General features: G+C 31.1%; 20 protein-coding genes. 10 read left to right on the top strand and 10 right to left on the bottom strand.

Features of this window, described 5'->3' with window-relative positions:
- Nucleotides 1-69: 69 nt before the first annotated feature.
- Entirely contained in the window at nt 70-1,050 is a 981-nt protein-coding gene (locus HS848_RS10795) for a tRNA dihydrouridine synthase (protein ID WP_198612334.1), read from the bottom strand.
- A 424-nt stretch (nt 1,051-1,474) separates the two neighbouring features.
- On the opposite strand from HS848_RS10795, the gene HS848_RS10790 reads away from it, so the two are divergent.
- Together HS848_RS10790 and HS848_RS10785 are read left to right on the top strand one after the other, a co-directional pair.
- Nucleotides 1,475-2,506, top strand: coding sequence for a YecA family protein (locus tag HS848_RS10790; RefSeq protein ID WP_198612333.1), 1,032 nt, complete (start codon nt 1,475-1,477; stop codon nt 2,504-2,506).
- Between the two features lie 368 nt (nt 2,507-2,874).
- A complete protein-coding gene (locus tag HS848_RS10785) occupies nt 2,875-3,966 on the top strand; it encodes a hypothetical protein (RefSeq protein ID WP_198612332.1) in 1,092 nt (363 codons plus the stop codon).
- Between the two features lie 177 nt (nt 3,967-4,143).
- On the opposite strand, the gene HS848_RS10780 is transcribed toward HS848_RS10785, so the two are convergent.
- Nucleotides 4,144-5,550: a glycosyltransferase family 2 protein gene (locus HS848_RS10780; protein ID WP_198612331.1), complete on the bottom strand. Its 1,407-nt coding sequence runs from the start codon at nt 5,548-5,550 to the stop codon at nt 4,144-4,146.
- Nucleotides 5,551-6,349: 799 nt separating this feature from the next.
- Here HS848_RS10780 and HS848_RS10775 point away from each other — a divergent pair.
- From HS848_RS10775 to HS848_RS10765, 3 genes are all read left to right on the top strand, one after another.
- A complete protein-coding gene (locus HS848_RS10775; protein WP_198612330.1) occupies nt 6,350-7,720 on the top strand; it encodes a CitMHS family transporter in 1,371 nt (456 codons plus the stop codon).
- Nucleotides 7,721-7,900: 180 nt separating this feature from the next.
- The gene (locus tag HS848_RS10770; RefSeq protein WP_198612329.1) at nt 7,901-8,839 is read left to right on the top strand and encodes a hypothetical protein; all 939 of its coding nucleotides are present in this window, start codon (nt 7,901-7,903) and stop codon (nt 8,837-8,839) included.
- Between the two features lie 37 nt (nt 8,840-8,876).
- Nucleotides 8,877-9,383 (top strand): hypothetical protein, encoded by a 507-nt coding sequence (locus HS848_RS10765; RefSeq protein ID WP_198612328.1) that lies wholly within the window; start codon nt 8,877-8,879, stop codon nt 9,381-9,383.
- A gap of 107 nt (nt 9,384-9,490) precedes the next feature.
- Here the strand turns inward: HS848_RS10765 and HS848_RS10760 are convergent, their stop codons facing one another.
- The gene (locus HS848_RS10760; RefSeq protein ID WP_198612327.1) at nt 9,491-10,441 is read right to left on the bottom strand and encodes a hypothetical protein; all 951 of its coding nucleotides are present in this window, start codon (nt 10,439-10,441) and stop codon (nt 9,491-9,493) included.
- Nucleotides 10,442-10,594: 153 nt separating this feature from the next.
- Between HS848_RS10760 and HS848_RS10755 the strand changes: the two genes are divergently transcribed.
- Together HS848_RS10755 and HS848_RS10750 are read left to right on the top strand one after the other, a co-directional pair.
- Entirely contained in the window at nt 10,595-11,476 is an 882-nt protein-coding gene (locus HS848_RS10755; RefSeq protein WP_198612326.1) for a hypothetical protein, read from the top strand.
- 17 nt (nt 11,477-11,493) lie between these two features.
- Nucleotides 11,494-14,139: an AAA family ATPase gene (locus HS848_RS10750; protein WP_198612325.1), complete on the top strand. Its 2,646-nt coding sequence runs from the start codon at nt 11,494-11,496 to the stop codon at nt 14,137-14,139.
- 98 nt (nt 14,140-14,237) lie between these two features.
- Here HS848_RS10750 and HS848_RS10745 read toward each other — a convergent pair whose 3' ends face one another.
- The 4 genes from HS848_RS10745 to HS848_RS10730 all read right to left on the bottom strand — a co-directional run bounded on the left by HS848_RS10745 (nt 14,238) and on the right by HS848_RS10730 (nt 18,709).
- On the bottom strand, nt 14,238-16,130 hold the full coding sequence (locus HS848_RS10745; protein WP_198612324.1) for a glycosyltransferase: 1,893 nt from the start codon (nt 16,128-16,130) through the stop codon (nt 14,238-14,240).
- Between the two features lie 16 nt (nt 16,131-16,146).
- Complete coding sequence (locus HS848_RS10740; protein WP_198612323.1) at nt 16,147-17,214, bottom strand: acyltransferase family protein; 1,068 nt, start codon at nt 17,212-17,214, stop codon at nt 16,147-16,149.
- A 301-nt stretch (nt 17,215-17,515) separates the two neighbouring features.
- A complete protein-coding gene (locus HS848_RS12780) occupies nt 17,516-18,082 on the bottom strand; it encodes a hypothetical protein (RefSeq protein WP_232806172.1) in 567 nt (188 codons plus the stop codon).
- A gap of 18 nt (nt 18,083-18,100) precedes the next feature.
- Complete coding sequence (locus HS848_RS10730) at nt 18,101-18,709, bottom strand: hypothetical protein (protein WP_198612322.1); 609 nt, start codon at nt 18,707-18,709, stop codon at nt 18,101-18,103.
- A 275-nt stretch (nt 18,710-18,984) separates the two neighbouring features.
- On the opposite strand from HS848_RS10730, the gene HS848_RS10725 reads away from it, so the two are divergent.
- Nucleotides 18,985-19,914, top strand: a complete 930-nt coding sequence (locus tag HS848_RS10725; protein WP_198612321.1) for an alpha/beta hydrolase — start codon at nt 18,985-18,987, stop codon at nt 19,912-19,914.
- A gap of 108 nt (nt 19,915-20,022) precedes the next feature.
- Here the strand turns inward: HS848_RS10725 and HS848_RS10720 are convergent, their stop codons facing one another.
- The 3 genes from HS848_RS10720 to HS848_RS10710 form a co-directional block, all read right to left on the bottom strand.
- On the bottom strand, nt 20,023-20,571 hold the full coding sequence (locus tag HS848_RS10720) for a cysteine hydrolase family protein (RefSeq protein WP_198612320.1): 549 nt from the start codon (nt 20,569-20,571) through the stop codon (nt 20,023-20,025).
- Nucleotides 20,572-20,711: 140 nt separating this feature from the next.
- Nucleotides 20,712-21,458: a DUF4811 domain-containing protein gene (locus tag HS848_RS10715; RefSeq protein WP_198612319.1), complete on the bottom strand. Its 747-nt coding sequence runs from the start codon at nt 21,456-21,458 to the stop codon at nt 20,712-20,714.
- Nucleotide 21,459: 1 nt separating this feature from the next.
- Nucleotides 21,460-22,977 carry an MDR family MFS transporter gene (locus tag HS848_RS10710; protein ID WP_198612318.1) on the bottom strand — a complete coding sequence of 506 codons (1,518 nt, stop codon included), beginning with the start codon at nt 22,975-22,977 and terminating at the stop codon, nt 21,460-21,462.
- 145 nt (nt 22,978-23,122) lie between these two features.
- Between HS848_RS10710 and HS848_RS10705 the strand changes: the two genes are divergently transcribed.
- Complete coding sequence (locus HS848_RS10705) at nt 23,123-23,695, top strand: TetR/AcrR family transcriptional regulator (protein ID WP_198612317.1); 573 nt, start codon at nt 23,123-23,125, stop codon at nt 23,693-23,695.
- Nucleotides 23,696-23,720: 25 nt separating this feature from the next.
- Nucleotides 23,721-24,017 carry a TfoX/Sxy family protein gene (locus HS848_RS10700; RefSeq protein WP_198612316.1) on the top strand — a complete coding sequence of 99 codons (297 nt, stop codon included), beginning with the start codon at nt 23,721-23,723 and terminating at the stop codon, nt 24,015-24,017.
- The last annotated feature ends 189 nt before the right edge of the window (nt 24,018-24,206 follow it).

The raw sequence follows: 24,206 nt of genomic DNA, 5'->3' as shown, positions 1-24,206 counted from the left end.
GAAAACATTAGATATGATGAGACCCCTTGTTAACAAGCATAGTTAGCAAGGGGTCTTGTGAGATAATTATTAAGATTCTAAATCATCGTCGGTTTGAGCTTCAAATTCATCGAGTAATGCGCGTGCTTCGTCAATTGATTCCGTACTCATCAATTGATGGCGTAATTCGCTTGCGCCTCTAATGCCACGTACGTAGATTTTAAAGAATCTGCGTAAACTTTTGAATTGTCGTGTTTCATCTGTAGAATATTTATTAAACAATGATAGATGTAATCTCAACAGGTCTAATAATTCTTTACTTGTATGTTCGCGTTGTTCTTTTTCAAAAGCAAAAGGATTGTGGAAGATACCTCTACCAATCATGACACCATCGATACCATATTTATTGGCAAGTTCAAGACCTGTTTGTCTATCTGGGATATCACCGTTAATAGTTAATAATGTGTCTGGCGCAATTTCGTCGCGTAAATTTTTAATAGCTTCAATTAATTCCCAGTGTGCATCTACTTTACTCATTTCTTTGCGTGTACGAAGATGGATAGATAAGTTCGCGATGTCTTGTTCGAAGACGTGTTTTAACCAATCTTTCCACTCGTCTATTTCATAATAACCGAGGCGAGTTTTAACACTGACTGGTAATCCGCCTGCTTTAGTAGCTTGAATAATCTCGGCTGCTCTTTCAGGTCGTAGAATCAGTCCAGAACCTTTACCTTTGCCGGCAACATTAGCTACAGGACAACCCATATTTAAATCAATGCCTTTAAAGCCCATTTCTGCTAAACCGATACTCATCTCTCTGAAATGATCTGGCTTGTCACCCCATATATGAGCGACCATAGGCTGTTCATCTTCACTAAATGTTAAGCGTCCGCGCACACTGTGTATGCCTTCAGGATGGCAAAAACTCTCAGTATTTGTAAATTCAGTGAAAAACACATCAGGTCTAGCTGCTTCACTAACCACATGACGAAAGACGATATCAGTAACGTCTTCCATAGGTGCCAAAATAAAAAATGGACGTGGCAATTCACTCCAAAAATTTTCTTTCATAGTATATTTAAACCTTCTTCTTTATTAGTATCACGAATTTTTATGCATAATGATATTACCACAAAGGAAGCACTTAGACAAAAGGAATTTGACTAGTTAGAGTTTTGGAAAGAGGTATGTCTGCTAGGAGTCTAAAATAAATATTAATATGTTAAAAATATAGTGAAGATTAAAACAATATTAATAGTCGATAAATAGAAATATGTTATAGTTAAGAAATTTTTAATAAAACATGGATTATTAGAAAATACTTTCGTATGTTCTAGAAAAGTATTACTCTACTAAACTGATTTATCAGCCAATTAAGACTATTTTTAATCTATTAATAGTATTATTTTTGGTTAATTATAGTTTATTATAAGGGAGTAAACTTAAGAATTATACTTTCAAAATTATAGTTATATAAAATTAAAGGAGTAAATAATTGAAAATAGGTAGAAATCAACTTTGTTATTGTGGAAGCCAGAAAAAATATAAGAATTGTTGTTTGAGAAAGGATAGTAAGCCAACTAGCAAGGACGTCAAAAATGAAATTAGTTCATTATTAAAGAAATCAAAAATAAAAGAATGTTTTCATCCTCAAAGAGAGAATTGCAAAGGTAAGATATCTAAAGCTCATGCAATTCAAAATAATAAGATATTAAGTAAAATCAGTGAAGATGGCAAGGTGGTTATGACCCATTATACCCCAAAGACACCGGTTGAATTTGCACATATTTATGGACGAAAACAAGCAACTACATTTTCAGGATTTTGTAATTACCATGATCAAGAAGTTTTTAAAGATATAGATAATAAGGAATTTCAAGAAGAAATAAAGCAAATATTTCAATATGCTTACAAAGCATTTGTATCAGAATATTATAAAAAGATTACGGATTGTAATTTTAGTGGTAATTTCGCAAATAGTAATGATATTTATAAATACTTAGAAAAAGGACAACAAATGGCAGTTTATGATTTTTTAGCAAAAAAGTTAGAATTTGATAATGCTATAATAAATGAAAATTTTAATTGTTTAGTAAATGTTGTATGGGAATTTGATAAAGAAGTGAATTTTGCTGCTTGTGGTTATTATGCACCTATCGTTGATTTAGAAAGAAATTTAATACAAGACTTAGAAAAAGACGAAATAGTTAGCCATATATATTTTAACGTATTTCCCGAAAGTGGAAGAAGCATTGCGCTACTATCATGGTTGAAATCAGATGGTAAAAATTTGTTGAATTTGCAAAAGCAACTTAATAGTTTAAGTGGAAAAGAAAGAGAGTATTATATTAGTAATTTGGTTATTGATAATACAGACAACATAGTTATTAAACCGTCTTCTTGGGAAAATTTAAATGAAGTTGAAAAGCAAACGTTTGGTATGCATGAAATGCGTATGTTTTGGCAAACAGAAAGTGGGTTTATGTCGATGATTGAAGAACCAGAAGTGAACCTATTTGATTTGTAGAAAAACTCAGTATCAGCTGACACTTAACATAGTATCTTAAGTAATGAATGCACTAAGTCACTATAAGATTATTATAAAACTAAAAATAAAAATTTTATCAGATGAACCATACTAAAGAATTGATACCTAGCATAGTAATGAAACTTAAGTTTGAGTAAAATGTATAATTTAAATATGATAATAGAATAAAATCCTGAAAAACAAATATAAGTAATACAATTTTTCGAAGACTAAATGTAAATACTACAAATGTTTCTTTTAATCGAATTAGTAGAATAGGTAAAGCTTACTAATTATTATTCAAATTTTATAATTATAAAGTATAAAAGGATTAACTAATAGGATAAAAACTAGGGGTATGGAAAAATATGTTAAATAATGATAATTATTCAATGCTTGAATTGATAATAGAGGCTAATGAATGTAGAAATGGTATTAAAAAGATAGATTTATTACCTAAAAAACAAAAAGAAATAGTTAGCCTTTCATATTTGAATATTATTAGTATGGTTGCTGAAGGTATTATATCTATTTGTCCACAAATCTTAAGTAGCTTTGAAGATATCAACGATAAGACAATGGAAGAAATTATTAAGTCAACAAGATTAGAAAATAAAATTTATGCAAAGCAAAAAGTTGCAAAATCAATAAAGGGTATACAAAAAAGTATGCTAAGTATGAATTATATTATGACAAATAGCTATAATTGCATCCAAAACTTATTCATTAAACTATTCGGACAAGATAACTTGAGTATTGCTACATATAATAACAAGATTATTTACAGTAGCCATCAAATATTTGAACAATTAGAAGACCTGATTTATAAAAATAATTTAGAATCGCTAAAAACTAAAAACAATATAATAGCTTACTCAAAAAATATTTCGTTATTAATTAATTTATTTTGTGAAGGTATTAAACAAACAAATTTAGCATATTGTATTAATAGTTCAATTAAAAAAATGAAATTATTTGATATTGAACTTAATGATGATAATGTTACTAATTCTAAATACTTTAATAATAATCTAGATGACGAAGTTATTTTATTTTTATTGAAAATACTCTCTTCTATTAATTTTATGAGATTTGTACTACCAAAAATAATTAATGATAGATCTCCTTTATATACACGTTATAAACTGATAATTTACATTTCTTCATGTAATTCTTTGAGTATTCTTGAAAAAAATTTTAACTATTCTAAGCAAATAAATGTTGATTATATTGAAGAACTAAAATTAATATTAGATAGTGAAAATAAAATGATTAATAATAAACTAAGGAACAACATATTTCATTATAAAATTGAGGAGATTTTAATTAAAGAAGATAGAAGTATTATAGAGCAAATAATTATGAATGAAAAAATGGGCGATTTGAATGAATATTTAATTTTAATAGACGGTGAAATTATAAAAATAGCAAAGCTTATTGAAAAAATAATATTAAAATAAAAATATACTTATAAATTATCGAAGCGGTTGTAATGATGAATAGCAATATAGTATTAATTTTTATTTATATTGAGTTTTAACTTGAGAGATGGGTCCGGTAAGTCTAAAAATCAATTTCAGAATAAAATTTAAGGTTTGTTTCCACAATACGCGGAGACAAACCTTTTAATATAGCTATTATTTTTTAATATAACCTAGGTAACCGTTAACTGTTTCATAAAAGTCGAACTGCATCCCTGATTTAATTACGGAGCCGTTTAAATGTTTATCGAGTACGGTTAAGGCTAATTTTCCTTTTGGAAGTTTATTTGTGTTGAATCGAACTGTGTATTCTCCAGGTTTGAGGAAAGTTTTATTCAACTCTATAACTTTATAGTCTGTTGGATCTTTTCTACTTTTCATTTCAAGATACTTTAAATCTGAGTTTTTGGAGAAGATTTTTAAGTAGATATTTCCATTTTTTTCGAATATCTTTTCTAACGTTACATGCATTCTCTTTTTATATTTATTTCCTTTATATACGTAATAATATATATCATTTGAGACATGTAATGGTTTGTCGTCTTTTTTCAAATAGAAGTTAACAAAGTTTATAATTTCCTCTTTATTGCCACTTTTAATAAGTTCTATAGCTTGTTTATTTAAATCGTCATCTGCGTAATCTAATGAATTGAAATCATTATCAATCATGTTGAAAATGTCTTGGAACACTGGTAACAATGTATCAATTTGTTTAATAAAACGCTTCTTGTAAAATTTCGCTTCTAAAATATCTTTGTTTATTATTCTGTATAATAAATTTTCAATAATTCTATTCTTCTTGTATTTATTCATCAAGTGTTTATAGGCTTCATTTTGCCATTTCATACGATTGAGTGTAGTAGATGTTTCTGATTTTACTAAAGAGACGTTTTCTTCATAACGATTAGCACAATAAACCACATCTTGTGTAGTACTGATATGTTTAGTATTGAAGAAAACTTCGGCGAAAAATTGTAAATCTTCTCCATATATCATTTCTGGGAAATAGATTTTATTTTTCTTGATAATGCTCGATTTTATCATTCTACCTGCAGGCGCTAGGTGATAAAATGATTTTCTGAAATTCTTTAAATCAGTCTTTTTATATGCAACTTTAGATAAAGCCACGCCACTACGTGCAACGCGATCGTTATATACATACTTTGTAAGACCAGTAGCATAGTCAGTTTTATTAGTTTTTAAAAGTGTATATAATTTTTCTAAGGCATCTGTAGGTAGCCAATCATCACCATCCACAAACATAATGTATTTGCCTTTGCTTAGATCAATGGATAAGTTACGTGGCTTTGCTGGTGTACCTGAATTCTCATCTAATTGGACAAATTGGTAATTGGCAAAACTTTCAATTTTTCTAGATACCACGTCGAACGTGTTGTCTGTTGAACAATCATCCACAACGATGATTTCAAAATCTTTCTTATTCATCGTTTGATTTAATATGCTATCCAATGTTTTTTCAATAAATTTTTCTTTGTTGTAGGTACTGATTAATACACTTACTTTAATCTTGTTAGTTAACTCTTTCTTTTTTATAACCTTCACATTCTTAACCCCTTTATTATTTATAAATCTGTACTCTTTTCCCTGCTTTTTATAATATAAATAAAATTTTATTATATGTAAATACAACATTTTGTAATTTATGTGTTTGTTGTATGATTTGCATATTTGGAAATACAGTATTTTTTGAAAAGTGAAGTAAGTATGTAGAGCTTCTGTAAAATAATGTATTTAATTAGACCTTAATCAATCTACAATATGATAATAAAAACCTGACTTAAAATTAATTGTCCAAACTTAAAACTCGTGGTAATATAAAAGTAACAAAATACACCTAGTCTTGACTGTTAATCACTAACTAGGTGTAAAACTTAGTAAACATATTCAATGAGCTGATACACTCGCATATGTTATTTACTTACAGCCTATTTTATAGGTGGGAGCGGGACAGAAATCTAATGCAATTTCTAAGATTTCGTAGTCCCGCCCCGGCAAGGTTGACTAGAGATGAAGAAAGTGAGATTCAAACGCATCTTCATCTCAGACAACTACTGCCACATTAATAGCTAAGACATTTTTATATTAGTGTCTTAGCTATTTTTTTAACTTAATTAGTCTCTAAAACCTTCTTAAAACTACGCTACCTTTAGTTAACATCCTCTTATTAATTTAAATTTCCAAACTATAACAATCATATAAATCATACATATCTTAATATATAAATTTATGATAAAATATTTTTAAAGCGCTTACATTTGCAAAAATTAAAACGTTATGGCAATAAAGATGTTGAATTCTAATTATTAATGATTGTTAAATCATTTGAAGGGGGAAGTTAATCATGCAAGGGGACAGTATGTGGTTAACGATAGTCGGGTTGGCGATTATTATTACGATTGTGGGGTTATTAATCGCTAAGAAAATTAGTCCAGTAGTGGGTATGACGCTTATTCCGTGTATTGGGGCATTAATTTTAGGATATAGCGTCGCAGATTTAGTAACATTCTTCGATAAAGGGTTAGCGCAAGTAATGAATGTGGTCATCATGTTCATTTTCGCAATTATCTTCTTTGGTATTATGAATGATAGTGGCCTATTTAAACCACTTGTGAAGCGATTATTACTTATGACACGTGGTAATGTGGTGATTGTATGTATTATGACTGCATTACTCGGTACTATTGCACAACTTGATGGGGCGGGAGCAGTAACATTTTTACTATGTATTCCTGCATTATTACCGTTGTACCAGGCACTAAATATGAGCCGTTACTTACTTATTTTACTACTAGCGTTAAGTGCAGCGGTCATGAACATGGTGCCTTGGGGCGGTCCGATGGCTCGAGTGGCGACAGTGTTAAAGGCGGAAAGTGTTAATGAATTATGGTATGGCATCATACCGGTTCAAATTATCGGTTTCTTCTTAGTCATGTTGTTATCTGTTTATTTCGGTTTTAGGGAAAAGAAACGCATTAAAAAGAAAATTGAACGAGGAGAACTTGAAGAAACACAAGATATCGACATACATAAACTCGTTAAGCATTATGAACAAGATCAAGCAATCAAGTTTCCAGTAAGAGGACGCGCAAGAGAACATGGATCAATCAAGTGGATTAATGCGGCATTAACGCTTTTAGTCATGGTAGTCATGTTATCTAATATAGCGCCACCTGAATTCGCGTTCATGATTGGCGTCTCAATCGCTTTAGTTATTAACTATAAGAGCGTAGATGAACAAATGGATCGTTTAAAAGCACACGCACCTAACGCCTTAATGATGGCCGTTGTCATTGTAGGAGCAGGTATGTTCCTAGGTATATTAGATGAAACAGGTATGCTTAAAGCCATTTCTACAAGTTTCATCCATATCATTCCACAACCGGTAGGGCCATATATCCATATCATCGTAGGTATCTTCGGCGTACCACTTGATTTATTAACAAGTACAGATGCGTATTACTTCGCACTATTACCAATTGTGAAAGAAACAGCAGCACAGTTCGGCGTTTCTCAAGTATCTACAGCTTATTCAATGGTTATCGGTAATATTATTGGTACCTTCGTCAGTCCATTTGCGCCAGCAGTATGGCTTGCACTTGGCTTAGCCGAAGCGAACATGGGCACATATATTAAATACGCCTTCTTCTGGGTATGGAGCTTTGCGATAGTGTTATTACTTATTGCGATGTTAATAGGTACTGTTGCCTTTTAATGTGCCGGACGTGTAAGGTCAGTCTAAAACTCATTTTTAAGATGAAAAAAGGTTTGTTTCCGTTAAATTTGGAAACAAACCTTTTTTATATTTATAAACTAATTTTCAAACGGTCATATAATGTCGTTTTTAATTCATATAATTAAATATATAAATTTTTAAATATTGTGAGGGAAAGCGATGAAAAGAATAATTTTAGTATGTTTAACCATGATTGTTGTCTTAGCTGCTTGTGGAAATAAAGCAGATCGAGTAAGTAATAAAAAAGAAGTAGCTTTTGGTGAAATGATGAACAGTGGTACAAAATGGTTTTTTGTAGTTGAAGATGCAGAAGATTCAATTAGTAAAGATAATATTGTACATACAATGGTAAAATCTCAAAATGGAAAAATATCTACATATAATCTTAATGCAGAACCTTTAATTGACAAGGATATGGAAGATGAAGTCAGCCTAGGAAAACTTAGTAAAATGTCTGATAAAGAAATAGAAGAAGTAGCTGAAAAAGGCTTGAAAAAAACAATAAATAATCAAAGCGTATATTCTCTTGCTTTGACTAATTATCTTAAAAATGAGAACGTTTCTGATTTTGATGCTCTTACTGATGATTTTAATTTCGTCGTAGATAAAGACAGAATAGGTAGACATGAAATAGATGGTCAAGTCTTTAATTATTCTCAAGGTGATTACGATAAAACCATGAAATATGTTAAAGATGCACAAAAAGAAGCAGATAGCATGTTCGAAAATGGTACTAAGCCATACAAATTAAATATTAAAGTGGTATCTGATGATTCTGGTAATGAAACCGAGAAAGAAAGTTTTAACATCGAACCCTTCGGTAACGTGCGCTATAATCGATTTTCATATACAAAAGCAGATAATAAAAATGATATATACAAAATTTTAAGTGAAAATTATAAACCACAACATGATAGTTACTTGTCATTTAGTAGTGGTGGTGTAAAGAAAATATATGATACAAATTTTGCATATATGGATAGCACAGAGTATTCCGATACTAAGTTAGTAACTAAGGTGGGAGATGAAGCTGAAACAGTAGTAAATGATAAGCCGGATGAAAAATATGTTAAAAGAGACGAAGAAGATCAAAATTAGTTTTTCTTATTTATAAAATAAAAAGGATGATTAATTAATGTTAAAAAATTATTTCGCAACTCCACGAATGCCAATTTTCTTTTTCTATACACCGTATACGCTAATCTATTTAACTAAATTTATATTCATGGCTCAAAATGAATATACAAGCTTGGTTAGTTGGATTTGGAATATAACAGTTTTTATACTCGGAAGTTATACGTATGCTTGGTTAAGTTCATATATACTGGATACAAAAGAAAATAGATTTATACGATTTTTCTTTGCTAAAAGCATACTTTTTAGAAAAGATTTTGGTACGCTTGCTAAAATGGCATATGATGCTAATCGTCAAGCTATGCCAACTATTAAAGAAGAGAGAAGAGGAAATAAAATAAGTTGGCGTGAATCTTATAGCACATATATTAAAAGCGTCTTTTTTAGCTTTATCATAATTATAGTTATAAAGTACATCTTAGCATGGATACTTAGTCCAATATTCTTGGTTTCTATAATTATTCATCCAATTATTATGAAGAAATATCACCAACTTGTTACGGCATAAATAAGTTCGTTATTTAAACAATATAAATAAACCTAATAAAAAATGGGAGTGAGTCACTAGAATAACTTACTCCCTTTTCTTATTACAAAGAATTATTAACCTAAGATTCATTGCTTACCTATTCTATCTTTTGGCACATCATACTGATTAAATATTTCTAACATTCTATCTAAAAAGCTATCTATATAAGTTTGTGGTTCAAGTATTTGTGCGTGTGGAGCTTTTTGATAAGCAATATAAAATGCATCTAATTTAGTACATAGAATTTCAAAAATGAGCCAATCACTTTCTTTATCCACAAATTTGGCTTCCTCTTCGTTTAATGGGCGACTGTTTTTAACATCATATAACTCTTTTAATTCCTGACTTATGTTCTTACGTACTCTCACTTTAACGATTTCAAAGACTTCTGAATTATTTTTTGAAAAGTTCTCCATAACTTCTACATCTGTCACATTACGCACTTTCACATCGTATAATCTGCCTCCTATATCATAGGTTAACCAGTAATCATAATTCATATACATCAAGGAATGTGGCGTAGCTGTAATATGCTTTTTTGATTCTTTGTCTTTAAATGTGACCATTTTTTCTGTAGTTAACGCTTTTTGTAAAGTCATTAATTCTTGACCAGGAAAAATACTATCTCCTGCTTTTTCTCTTATATTAAAATGATTTAATACACTTCTTAATGTACTGATATCTTCCGTTCTACTATATGAAATAAGTTGGTTAAATAAGTTGTAAACACTGCTATGTAGTTTGGGAGTTAAACTTTTAATACTTAATAATAATCCTAGCGTGGCATAGCTATTTTTACTAAATGAATTATTTTGAATTTGATAATAAGCTTCATTATTTTTACCGTGTAATTGTATATGACTATCACTATCACGCCATGGAGACTCAGGATCTTTAAAAAAGTTATTTATAGCCTCTACATCTCTTCTTAATGTTCGAGGTGTGACCATTGTTTGTTTGATAAATTCTGAACGATTAATCTTCTCCCCATTAATGATTAAATAGAAAAAATATAGCAGTCTTTTCTCTTTTTCCATACTTTTCACCTCAATAATTACAATACATTTATAAACGGACATATACTGTCTTTTTAATATGTTTTACTAAATTATATACAAAAAGCGTCCATTATAAATATACATAAATTGTGTGTCTATAATTGTCCGTTTAAAAAGATAGGAGAGAATAATATGAGTAATGATTTATGGAACAAATTTGAAAATTTTTGGAATAAAGAAGAAGTAAAAGAAAAAGCTGAGAGATATCAAGAATTATATAAAAACCCAGAAATTGAAGATGAAGAATTTTCATGGATTAACGATAATGATCGCGATGATCTTAAAAGAAAAAAATCTAAAGCAATACGTTGGGGTATACCTAACCATATTTTAGGCGACATTGATAATGCGAAATTTATAGTAGGTTTACTTAACCCTAGAACTCATATGAAGACAAAGGATTCAAATGATTGTGAAACTGTGGGAGAGTACATACAAGAAGAATTTGCAATTGAGAAAAAATATGTAAATGATAAAAATAATACAGACTTCGCGTCTAAAGAAATTTTTGAAACAATGGAAGAAGCGGAAGCATTGGGATACGATGTTGAAGAAAAGTTTGAAAAGGCTTTATATAATATTAAAGTTGCTAATATTGAATTAATTCCATATAGAACATTTGGAAAGGGTGATTTAAAGAATTTAAAAAATTTAGAGAGTAGTAGATTAAGTGTGAATACAATTATCGATAAAATTAAGAGAGATAAAGATACAGTGGTATTTTTACGAAGTTATAGCTTTGAAGATGATAAGTATGACTCATGGGAAAATTTATTTATAAATATTTGTAATGAACGTAACATTGATTACGAAAGAGACATAAAACCATCAATATATAAATTTAAAGGACAAAGTGCGGCTATATCTAAAAATAATATTGTTTCAACGTTGTCTTCACCAGAAAACAATGAAAATGTTAAGAGTGTCAGTGATGTTATCGATGAATTACATGAAGAAATTAGCTTAAATAAATTTAAAGAAGAGTTAGAAGAACTTACTAAAAATAACGATTAAGTGAGGTATTTTCAAATATGGAAGCATCTTTAAATAACATGTTGGAATATAACATCACAAAGCAATGTAAGGATTCATTTTTAAATGTTGCTGAGGTAGTAGCTAAGAAGGAACGAAAAGTTATTGAATCACAAGATATTTTGCTTGCTTTTGCTATTACTGCAGACACTGGAGCGGCCTATGCATTAGGTCGCTTTTCTATAACAAGCAAGAAAATTAAAAATGAAATTCAACAAGCTGATATAGTAGAAAATCGTCATATAGAACTTGAAGATAAAGATTATCTCGATGATGAAAGGCTTAATGTGTTTAAAAAGCAAAAACAACACAATAGATACGTAAAAACCCATGCAGTACAGTTTATAAATGAAACGTCTATAGATCAAACTATAAAATATATGGGTGACTATCCAATTTCACATAATGTTAAAGAGATATTGGATTTTGCCGAAGAAATGAGATTTCAAAACAACCCAAGCGGCGGTATAGACACATATTGGATATTAGTGGGAATGGTTCAAGAAGAGACTTGTAATGTCTATCATATTTTAGATAAATTAATGTTGAAATATGATTACCTATACAAGGGTGAGTCATTAGCAGAACGTTATCAATCGCGTTATAACTCTAAATTAAGTGGCTGTTATGATGGTAAAAGTGAAGAAGAACAACGCGAGAATGCAGCTAGACAAAAGCGCATAACTAATAAATTGTCAGATCCCGATTATTCACTACTTGAAGATATTGCAGTAGACATTACTGAAAAAGCACGTAATAAAGAAATAATGCCTGTGATAAATAGAGATAAAGAAATTCAGCATATGGAAATTGCTTTGTCTCGTCGTGATAAAAATAATGTCGCTTTAATAGGTAAAGGTGGGGTAGGTAAATCTGCCATTGTCGAAGGTTTAGCATTAAAAATAATCAATAAAGAGGTGCCCTCATTAAATAATAAAAAAATCCTGCAATTTAGTTTGAATGACTTAATTTCAGTAATAGCGGGCGATATTCATAAAGGGCTCCAAAGATTTTTAACTGAAATGAAACGGGAAAAAGATGTTATTTTATTTATTGATGAAATTCATATGATTGGTTCAAGTAAAGGTCTTACAGATTTATTAAAACCAGCTATGGCTAGAAATGATTTTCGTATAATAGGCGCAACAACGCCAGACGAATGGCAATCATATATATCTAATGATACTGCATTGACTAGACGTTTTGAGATAATCAAGATCGATGAACCAAGTATTGAACATACAATTGAAATAACGAATAAAGCAATACTAGTTTATGAGAATTTTCATCAAGTTAACTATGAAAAAGATGCAATTAAGTTAGCGTCACATTTTGGGAAAAAATATTTTCCAAGAGAACAGTTACCTGATTTAGCATTTACAATTTTAGATAATGCAGGGGCGATATGTAGGATTGAACAAGGACAGACGGCCAACATACAAGCTGATTATATCGATAAAATGAATCAGCTAAAGGCAGAATTAAAAGAAGCCCAATCGATTGAATTTAATGAACAGAATATCGAGAAAATACGTCAACAAATGACACAACTTGAAACTGAATATTCTAGAAATATGACTGCTTCTAAGGACAAAACGTTTTCTCAGACAGTGACAAAAGAACATATTAAAAAGGCAATCGAACAAAAATTGGGTGAAGAAATAGAAGAAGCGGAACTCAACCCCGATGAAACTGTTTCAGATATTGAAATCGAGCGTTTGCGCCAATTAAAAGAGACGATGAAGTCTAAAATTATCGGTCAAGATGAAGCCATCGAAGTAATTTCCAACGCAGTAGTTCGAAAGAAGTTAGGCTTCAAGCAGTCTAATCATCCTGTTGGTGTATTCATGTTATTAGGGACGACTGGTGTCGGTAAAACAGAAACTGCTAAGATATTAAACCAAATTTTATATAAAGATGAACGTAACCTAATACGATTTGATATGTCTGAATATCAAAAAGAACATGAGGTTTCTAAATTAATTGGGCCACCACCGGGTTATGTTGGTTTTGGGCAAACTGGGGATCTAGTAAAGACTGTGTTAGATCATCCTAGAGCAGTGATTCTTTTTGATGAGATTGAAAAGGCTCACCCTAAAGTTTTCGATGTATTATTGCAAGTGTTTGATGATGCACGGCTCACTAACTCATTAGGAGAGACGGCCGACTTTAGTGAGAGTATTATATTATTAACTTCTAATATCGGTGCAAGCGACGTACGCAATCAAAAAGTAATAGGGTTAAATCAACAAAATAAAGATGAAACTGATTTTGAAACGGTAGATGAAAGTGTCAAAAATGCTTTAAATCTTTATTTCAGACCTGAATTTTTAAACCGTATCGATGAATTTATTACTTATAAGCCTTTTAATCAGCAAGATATCTTTGAAATTACACAACTATTAATCAATGATGAAATTGAATTAATTGAATCAATGGGGTACCATATCGAATTTTCAGAAGATGCGATTAGATTAATAGCTAAGTTGTGTTATGACCCTAAAAACGGTGCCAGACCAATTAAACGAGGCATTTCTAAATTATTAGAAGACCGTTTAACAGAAGAAAGGTTATATGGCGAGTTAAGAGAAGGCGATACGATAGAGATAACCGAAGCCAATAACGAATTAAAATTTAATTATTAGTTAAAATCTTTCCCCTATGTATATGGTAGGGGAAGGTTTTTGCCACTAAAAAAGGTCAACGATAGTATTCTGTCGTTGACCTTTTACTTTATACTTCTCTACTTTACTACTTCAACAAAATCTTTATTTGCGGTGAGGTAGAAGCCGTCTTCGGTTACTAGGCGAGGTGTTGAGCTTGAAGTGTAAATGATTGTTTGAATGTTAAACGTGTCGCCAACTTCTAAGGTTTTGAGACTATTGTCTTTGAAGTTTCGTGAATCGTACAGTTTACATTTTTTCAATATTTTAACTTGCTCAGGGACTTCTGTAATATAATTTTCAGGTTTTTTAGTGTCAATCGGAGCTACGAAGTCTTTATTAGCTGTGACGATATTGCCGTCTTTTAACACAATTCTCGGTGTGCCATTCAATGAGTATTGCACCTCTGTTGGTTCTACTTTAGTACCAGGCACGAGGTTAGTAATCGGTTCTCTAAACTCAAGATCTTTGTATAATTTAACTTTCTTAAGCGTCATTAAAGGACCGCTAATTTTTAAAAAGTATTTATCTTCAGGGTTCACAGGTGCCGTTTCAGTTTTCTCTTTATCTTTATAAATAAATTCAACTTTGAAACTTTGGCGTTTCATTTTATAAATATCATTATTACTTGGATATGAGGCATAAACTAATGAATGTTCTGTTTCACCAGCTTCGACTGAAAGATTAATGTCTACGGCTTTTAACTGTTCGAACTGGCTATGATGAATATAAATGCGGCCATTCTCATACTTAAATTCTAATTTACGTGTATTAGACGCATTATTAATTTCTTGTAATTTGACGGTTCTAATATTCAAATCTTGAGGTTTCATAACCTTCACAACTTCGTATTTTTCGCCCTCAATTAACTGCGTTCCTTCATAAATTGGATAACAACGTACAGGGATTAAATCTATCACGTCATATTTATTGAAATAATCCATGTAAATTACATCATTTTGAATCACGTAACTCCAATTTTTATTGATAACGTCGTTAATAAAATTAACTAACTGTTGCTTATCTTCACGTTGATAGAGTTTATATATCGCAATAAATACTTCGTTTTTTAATAGGTCTATAACTTGGTAGCCATGTTCATTCAATAGCTGTTCCAATTTATCAAATAATGTATAAAATTCTTCTCTATTAAGTGACTTTAAGAACGTTTTAGTACGCAACAATCTACTAATGAAATCGACCTCGACCACTCTAGATAAGGCCATCTTTTTCAATGTAGAAGGTGTATCCATCTCGCAAATTCTCTTCGCTACTTCTAAGTTGATATAACCTTTATCTATCACAGACGTTTGTTTAACGAGTGAGACATTTTCATCAAAACGATTCACGTGATAAACCGGTAGCGTCGTCATAGTAATATCGTTAACTTTCGAAATAAGTTCAGTAAAGAATAATTTGTCCTCACCATATTTCATATGCTCGAACTGAATATGATTATCTAGTACTAAATCGCGTTTAAATACTTTTCCTGGGGGACCCACCGCTCTGAAAATCTTCTCAATATCTTCAGGTTTCAAGTGAGATTCATCTTTATATGCCGTAAATCTCGCATGGTAAGCAATATTCTTTCCAGTATGTTTAAAACTTTGTCCCAAACCAAAATCTGCATCATCGTCGTTAACTTTTTGGATGAATTGAGGAAAGCCTTCCACATCTAGCCAATCGTCCGCATCTAGCAAGGTGATGTACTTACCTTGAGCTTCTTCAATACCCACGTTCCTCGGCGTAGAAGGGCTACCAGTATTGGTTGGCAGCTTCACGAGCTTTATAAATTCATAATCTTTCGCATATTGTTCAATCATTTCCACCGATTTATCTGTCGAACAATCATCGACAAATATAGCTTCAATTTGTGATTTATCAATATTCATATTAATTAAGGATTCAATACATTCTTTTAAGAAAAGTTCTTTATTATAAACTGAGATGATAACTGAAACTAACTTATTCATAGGTGTTGTCCCCCTTTTAATCCACTAAATTGTTTTTATAACTTTGATAAAACGTTTCATATTTAACTTTTCCAATACCACCTACTACGTATTTCCCGTATTTACTTAAATTAAATATATATGCGATACATACTGAAAATGTCACAGTTAACGTAAATGTAAAGATGATATTTAATAGTGGATGATCATGTAATGCACCTAGTCTATGGACGAAAAAGTAATGAATTAAATATATCGAGAATGAATAATTACTAATGAAAATGAAAAACCTTGGCACGTATTTAACATAGGATGACACTAAGAAGAACAACAGGATAATCATGGTGACGTAAATAGGTGTATCTACGCGTTTAGAATCAACTAATGTTAAAAATCCGGATAAATAGTTTATCGATGTAATTAAAATCACGGCGAATGTACCTATTAAAATATGTAAGGTATAACGTTGGATGTTTGCCATAAGTTTCTCGTAGTGATAGCCCATATAAAATCCTAAGAAGAAATAACTTAACCATCCAATAAAAATCATCCAACCTTCTCGTTCCCATAACCAATGGAAAAGGGGCGAATCAGGTGCATCTATAAATGTTCTCATTCCCCAGAATAAAGTCGTAATGATGAGTGAATAGATAATAATTTTCAAAGGATTGAAACGCACTAAATATTTAGCAAACAACATATGTAAAGCATAAAACTGAATAATAATGATAATAAAATATGTCAACGTTCCACCATGAAACATCATAAACTCAACCGACTCAAGATAATCCGCAAAGCTATGAGGATGACCATATACATAAGCTAATCTTAAATTGATAATGATGTAAGGAATGCCAAGGGTAAGAATCTTTTGTTTTACAAAGCCTTCTTTCACTTTGGTTTTATACTGTTTCGCCAGTAAAAATTCTGAAATAAACACAAACATTGGTGTCGCATATAATATCAATAATTGTACAAGCCGTAATAAATAACCCTCATTAGGCATATCAAACTTATAAAATGTAGTTGTTATCGTATGAATCATTACCACGCTTAAACAAGCGATCGCCCTCATCCAAAATATAATCGAGGTGTAAACACGCATAAATAAACTCCTTTCTAAATTAATTTTTCTGTTTTAACTATGTCTAACAATAACAACCGTAATAATTATACAATAAATATTAATTATAAATAATAAATTGTTTTTCTATTAAAGTGTAAATTCTAAAAACAATTCTGTAAAAAATTTTTGTAAAATTTATATAAGTAGGGGCGTGTGGAAAGACTAAGAATGAGTGGAAGAGTTAGTTAAAGAGAGAGAAATTAGTATTTGTGAAAGGGAGTAACTCAACATATACAAAAAAGCAGGGTACGAATTTTACTTCATACTCTGCTTTATTAGATTAAGGTAATGTAACTTTTTGTTCCTCAAATTTGTCATCCATGAAGCCATCCCAAAATTCTACTGTGCCATCTTGTTTTACAGTAAAAGTATATGAACCTGCGCCTGATTTGTTATTAGCAGCTATTTTCCACATACCACCGTTTTGAAGTATAAATTCAGGTTGTTGAAATGTTATTAAAGACGCATCTCCGCCTTCTGATTGGTTAATACCTGCTATTAAATAATCAAATACATTATCTCTATTAACTTTTAAGTTAGAAAATTCTTGTTTATTAGCAATTCTTGTAGTGCCACCTTTGTGAACCTTGACCCATTCACTACCGTCATTTGATTCTTGTTGTTGTGGAGTTTCTTGAGACGTCGGGTTGTCTTGTGAAGGAGACTCATTTTCCGTGTCTGTACTTGCTTGTGCATTACTATCGTTATCATTATTTTCTTTTTGTTGCGCTTGTAATTTATCTTTTCTTAATTCAACTTCTTGATACTTGGTATATCCGAAGAAACCAACTGCTACTAATATGCCTAAAATGGCAATTATCGTGATAGTACTTAGTAATTTACTCATTGTAATTCCTTTCAGTGTTTAATATGTTCCGCCTTGACCATGTTCTCTTGCTTCTACTTGCCCTCTTAAGTAATTAATATACTCTTTAGAATCAGCGGCGTTACTATCAACTGCGGCAGCCTCATCGCCATTCATACCTTCTTTATAAGCATTTAGAAATTCATCATCACTCATATGCTTAGCATCTTCAGCTGTATATTTAGGTTGAGTTGCTTCTTCAGTATTGTTGGCGACTTGTGAATTTTCTTCTTTAGATGGACTATTCTGTTGAGTATTAGATCCAGCTTCTGTGCTTACATTATTTTGTTCTGAGCTGTTTACATTAGTGTTTGTTGAAGTGGATGCAGTTTGTTGTTGGCTATTGTCATTAGTAGTATTTTGTTGCTCAGTAGCTACACTGGTATCTTCTTTAGGTTGTTCTGTTGATGAACCATCGTTGTCATTATTATGTTTTTTAGAAGATTCTTTTTCTTTATTACTTTTCTCGTGTTTATCTTTCTTTTCGTCTAATTTGGCTTCTGTTTTTTTAAGCTCTAAATCTTTATAACTTCCATAAGCGAATAGCACTGCTACGCCTAATATAGCAACTAATAAAATAACCCCTAAACTTGCTAAAATCTTTTTCAAATTCCTAACCCCATTCTTTTATTATGATAATATTATATTAATATATTTTGTAAGGCTTTTGTAGTTATTTTATAAATAATAAAATTTTATTTTTTGTAATTGAAAAAGTTGTGTGGTTGAAAAGGGTTATTAGTACGTGTTTAAATACAATAATTTAGGGCTCATAAAATTAATTTGGAATATGCAGAATATAAAATACCAATTCTATTAAATGTGCTACATTAAAGTAAAGAAATATTGGGTTCGCCAAGTAAGCGTTATGGGAGAGAAAAATAATGGAAAATAGAATTCATAAGGAATTATTAAGTACTTTCAAGAATTTATCACCAATGGAATTAACTGAAGAAAGACTACCACTTATTAGAGAAGTGAATAAGAAGTTGATTGAACCGTATAAAAATAGCGCAATAACTCAAAAGGAGTATTATGCAATACATAAGAATAACGTTAAAGTAAGACTGAAAGTTTATGCGCCAATCAATCAAAAACAAGATTTGCCAGTCGTGTTATTTATTCACGGCGGGGGATACGTATTTGGGACGGTTGAGGGTAATGACGCTAAGTGTGCGCAATATGTAAAAGAAGTGAATTGTGTAGTGGTTTCTGTAGATTATCGTTTAGCACCTGAACATCCATATCCTGCAGCAATTGAGGACTGTTACTTGGCACTACAATGGATAGTTGAGAATCAACAAAGTCTCAGCGTTGATATTGATCGTCTAGCAGTAGTTGGAGGCAGTACAGGTGGCGGATTAACGGCAGCGCTAAGTTTATTATCTAGAGATCGACAAGGCCCAAATATTAAATTTCAAATGCCATTATTTCCAATGATTGATGATTCGTGTTCAACTTTTTCAAGTAAAGAATTTACAGATAAACGAATTTGGAGTAAGGATTTAAATCAATTTGCTTGGTCGATGTATTTAAAAAATGTAGAAGGAGAAACGCCTAAATATGCTGCACCGATGCGTGAAGAAGACTTCAGTCATTTGCCCCCTACATACACTACAGTTGGCACATTGGATCCTTTTAGAGATGAGACAATGAACTATGTAAAAGCTTTAACTGAAGCGGGTGTACCAGTAGAATTCCATCTATATCCAGGAGGATTTCATGAGTTTGAATCCATTGTTCCAGATGCTCAAATAAGTCAAAAAGCGACGAGCGAGTCGATTGAAGCATTAAAAAGAGGACTGAGTGAATAAGTAAGCAATCAACAGTTCCCCTCGGAATAAAAATTCTCAAATATAAATAAACCAACCTAAATGATTTAAGTAGGTTGGTTTACTAGTAATTATATTTAAAAATTTAACTTAGTTTGATTCTACAAATTCATCTGTTTTCTTCACAGTTGAGAAAGCAGTTAACGCAGCGATGAAAGCATTTTGTACATCTTCAGCGTTGGCATTATTACCGTTTACTTCTAAATCGCGTGTAGCAGTAGCATCGTCAATAAGTGTCGGTTGGTAACCTAATTCTGCAGCAGCTCTAGTAGTCGAATCTACACACATATGAGTCATCATGCCACATATTACAACTTCTTCAATATTATTATGTTCTAAAGTGTTTTTTAATTGCGTATCTAAGAAACTATTTGGATATTGTTTTTCAATAATAATACTATTTGAGTCAGTATCAAGCTCTTCTTTAAGTTCTACACCGGTAGTGTTATTTTCAAAGAAAGTTGCATTGTCATTGTAGTTTATATGTTGAATATAGATAACTGGTTCATTATTTTGTTTAAATTGCTTTTCCAATTTCAAAATATTCGCTAGCGCCTCATTTGTATTTACTAGTGGATATTTACCACCTTCGAAATAATCATTTTGTATATCAATCACTAATAATGCTCTTTGTTTCATCAATATCACTCCCTCGATTTAGATAAAATTGAACGCCTACTTATATAGCCCTAGGTAAAGAGATGTAAACATGCGCGTTAATAATAAGAGAGAAGGACACTTTTCCAAAATTCACTATCTTTTACAGAACATCAATTATTTTATTTTGATATTTCATTTTTAATCTGTTTAGTAGCTTGAATCTGTTGTTGGTGTTTTATATATTTTTTAATTTCTTGTTGAGAAGCATCTGGATGTTGTTTTTTATATTTAGCCATTAAATTTTGCATCTTTGCTTGTTGTTTTTTCGGGTTAACTTTTTTATTTTGCGTGTTCGAACTGTGTTGTAATTTTTTTGCCTGTTCCGCATTTAAAACTACCCATGTATCTTTTGGTACAGAGATTGTAGTCGTACGTTTAATTATTTCTTTATCTCCTTGACCAAAGTTAAATAGAAATTTGTAAAATTTTGATTTCCAAACCCAAACTTCTTTTTTCGTCTGTTTAGTAGCTTTATTAGTGTCTTTAATTACATAGTTAGCCTGGTGTTTTACCGTTTCTGATATATTTTCTTTATCCATTTTAGGTTTAAAATGTGGTTGTGCTTTTTTATCATTTTCCTGATCTTTAAAAACCATGACATAATTATTCGTGTTTTTCCCGACCTCATTAGCAATTAACATATTAATAGGACTATTTTTAGCACCTGCACTATATATCTCTGTTTCTTTCGAAGTAATCACTTGTTTTTCCATACCAAAATGGTGTGTCATATTAGCCTTAATACCAATTATAGTGAGTAATAATAATAGGGTAGAGATTGAACCTAGAATATAGCGCGTTACTTTATGAGGAATGAGTAGCCAACTAACAAACACACATATAGTTAATATAATAGTTACTATCATTTTATTTCTTCTCACTTTCTGTAGTATTCATTTTCAAGAAAGGTACAATTAATACGCCAACAATAGCGAAGAATATACCTATCATAAATGCAGTGTTAAAACCATCAACAGAAGCTTGTTGGGCTTGCGCAATATAATCTAAAGGGTTAGTATGTTTTAAACTTGTACTTGGCATGTGATTATTAATGATGTTTTGTGTCACAGATGTTAACAATGCAACTGCAATAGAAGATGCTACTTGTCTTGCAGTATTGTTGACTGCCGTACCATGTGTACCTTTTTCAACTGTTAAAGCATCCATGGCGTTAGTTGTAAGTGGCATTAATAAGATTGCTACGCCAAACATTCGAATAGCATAAAGAACTAGTATGAGTGTAGGTGATGTACTATCTGTTAAAAATCCAAATGGGATTGATGCTAATGTTAAAATTGAAAATCCTACAAATGCTAAACGTTTAATGCCCACTTTGTTATATAAAGCACCTGAAATAGGCGAAATAAAGCCGAGCATTAAAGCACCAGCGAGTAATGTTAGTCCAGATTCAAACGGTGAAAAGCCGTGAATATTTTGTAAATAGGTTGGTAACATCATTTCAACACCGTACATGGCCATAGTTACAACAATTAAACCGATTGTAGCTATAGTGAAACCTTTAGATTTAAATACACGTAAATCTAAGAAAGGATCTTTAGATTTAAGTTGTCTGACCACAAATATTGATAACACAATAACACTAATTGCAATTGGTGAGATTACGTAACTTAAACTGTCCCAGCCTTCACTTGAAACATTGGAGAATCCCCATAAAAATAGGCCGAATCCTATAGTTGAAAGAATAAGAGAGTAAATATCTAATTTAATTTGACGGTTAGGTATGACGTCTTTCATGAAAAAGAAACTTAATACAAATGCGATAGCTACGATGATAATAGGTAATACAAAGATATTACGCCATGAGTCTGTGATTGTAAGACCTAATAAAACATGGTCTTTATCTAAAATCCAACCAGCAAATGTAGGACCCATAGCCGGTGCCAATCCCACTGCTAAACCACTTAATCCCATTGCAGTGCCTCTTTTATCTACAGGAAACATATTGATAATGATAATTTGCATTAAAGGCATCATAAGCCCTACAGCAATTGCAGTAATAATTCGTCCTGCTAAGAAAATAGTCCATCCTTCATGTTGTGAAGGCGCGATAGCTGTGAGTACTAAACCTAATAATAATGTTCCATATGCCCCTACATGTAACCATTTGGTAGAGATTCGTGTTGCTAGATAAGCTGAAAGTGGAACCATAATTCCATTAGCTAATAAAAACCATGTAGTCGCTTGTTGTGCCGTGCTAAAGTCTATATCAAAATCTTTCATTAAAGTAGGTAATGCAGTACCTAAAGACGTTTGCATAAGCGCACCCGCAAAGGTTGCTAACAGTATAATGCTCATAATAATGTTTGGTTTATATGAATTGCCATGAATATCTAAGTTTAATTTTTTACTTGTTTGACTAGACATGAACAAACCTCCTAAAGTTCAAATATTTAATACTTTGAAAATATAGCACCGTATTTTCAGTTATAAAAGAACAAAAAAAGATTAGTTGTATGAAATCGAACATATTGTAATATTTTGTGTTATATTGAAGATAAGGAGTGATATAATGGGCTACCATAGAAAAACATCTTTAACTCAACGAAAAATTAGAAATAGTTTATTGACATTAATGGAAACAAATAAGTTTGATTTAATTACTGTAAATCAAATTGTGGAAGAAGCTGAAATAACAAGAAGTACATTTTATAGATATTATGAGGACAAATATAATCTTTTATCAGAAATAGAAGAAGAAATATTAAATCATATTCATAAAGAACGGCAAAAAATTGAAATAGAATTTGCGCAAAAGGATATGTTTAATATTGAAATGTATACACAATTATTTGACGCATTAGAACCGTATTCAGACACAATACGTCTATTGCTAGGACATAATGGTGATTCAAGTTTTGAAATGAAAATAAAAAATGAAATAGCTAAAAGATTTATTGATTTAGGAGAGCTTACCAATGTCTCAAAAGTAAGAGAAGATTTAGTGAAAGAATATATGTATCTTATATTAATTAAGACATTCCAATACTGGTCTGCTAATAAAGACAATGTTGATGTAGAGGAAGTTGCTACGACGATTAGAGATGTTCAATTAAAAGGTTTAAGAAAAGCGATTGGAATATAGAAATTACAAATAACGAGGGGTAATTATGGCGACAGAAAAAGAAATGAATGAGTTACTTTTGGAAAATGTAGATAAAGATAAAGTGAGAACTAGAAAAATGATGGGAGAATATATTATCTATTATGAGGATGTAGTTATAGGTGGGCTATACGATAACAGATTGTTAGTAAAAGCTACAAAAAGTGCACTTGAAGAATTACATAGTAATCCACTCGCATCCCCATATCCAAAGGCGAAGAAAATGATCTTAGTACCAGATTTTACCCAACATGGGAATTTAACTGAGTTATTTAAAACGATTAAAAAAGAGTTGAAAAAGTAGAACGAGAGTCTTTAACTCATGCAATATTTTTAAAATAAAAAAGAGTTAATTACAAAATTGAATCTTTCGATTGCTTTTTACGTTTCTCTATAAAAGTTGATAAAAGGTAAGCTACTATAGCTACGGCTCCAACACTTAATTGAAAGGCTCTAAAATAAAATTTTAAATGCCAGTCGAAAATATTATTAA

The sequence above is a fragment of the Staphylococcus caledonicus genome, from assembly GCF_016238465.1.
GTDB classification, from domain to species: domain Bacteria; phylum Bacillota; class Bacilli; order Staphylococcales; family Staphylococcaceae; genus Staphylococcus; species Staphylococcus caledonicus.
Note: the sequence above shows the minus strand (reverse complement) of the source record. Positions and strands in the feature narration are given on the sequence as shown.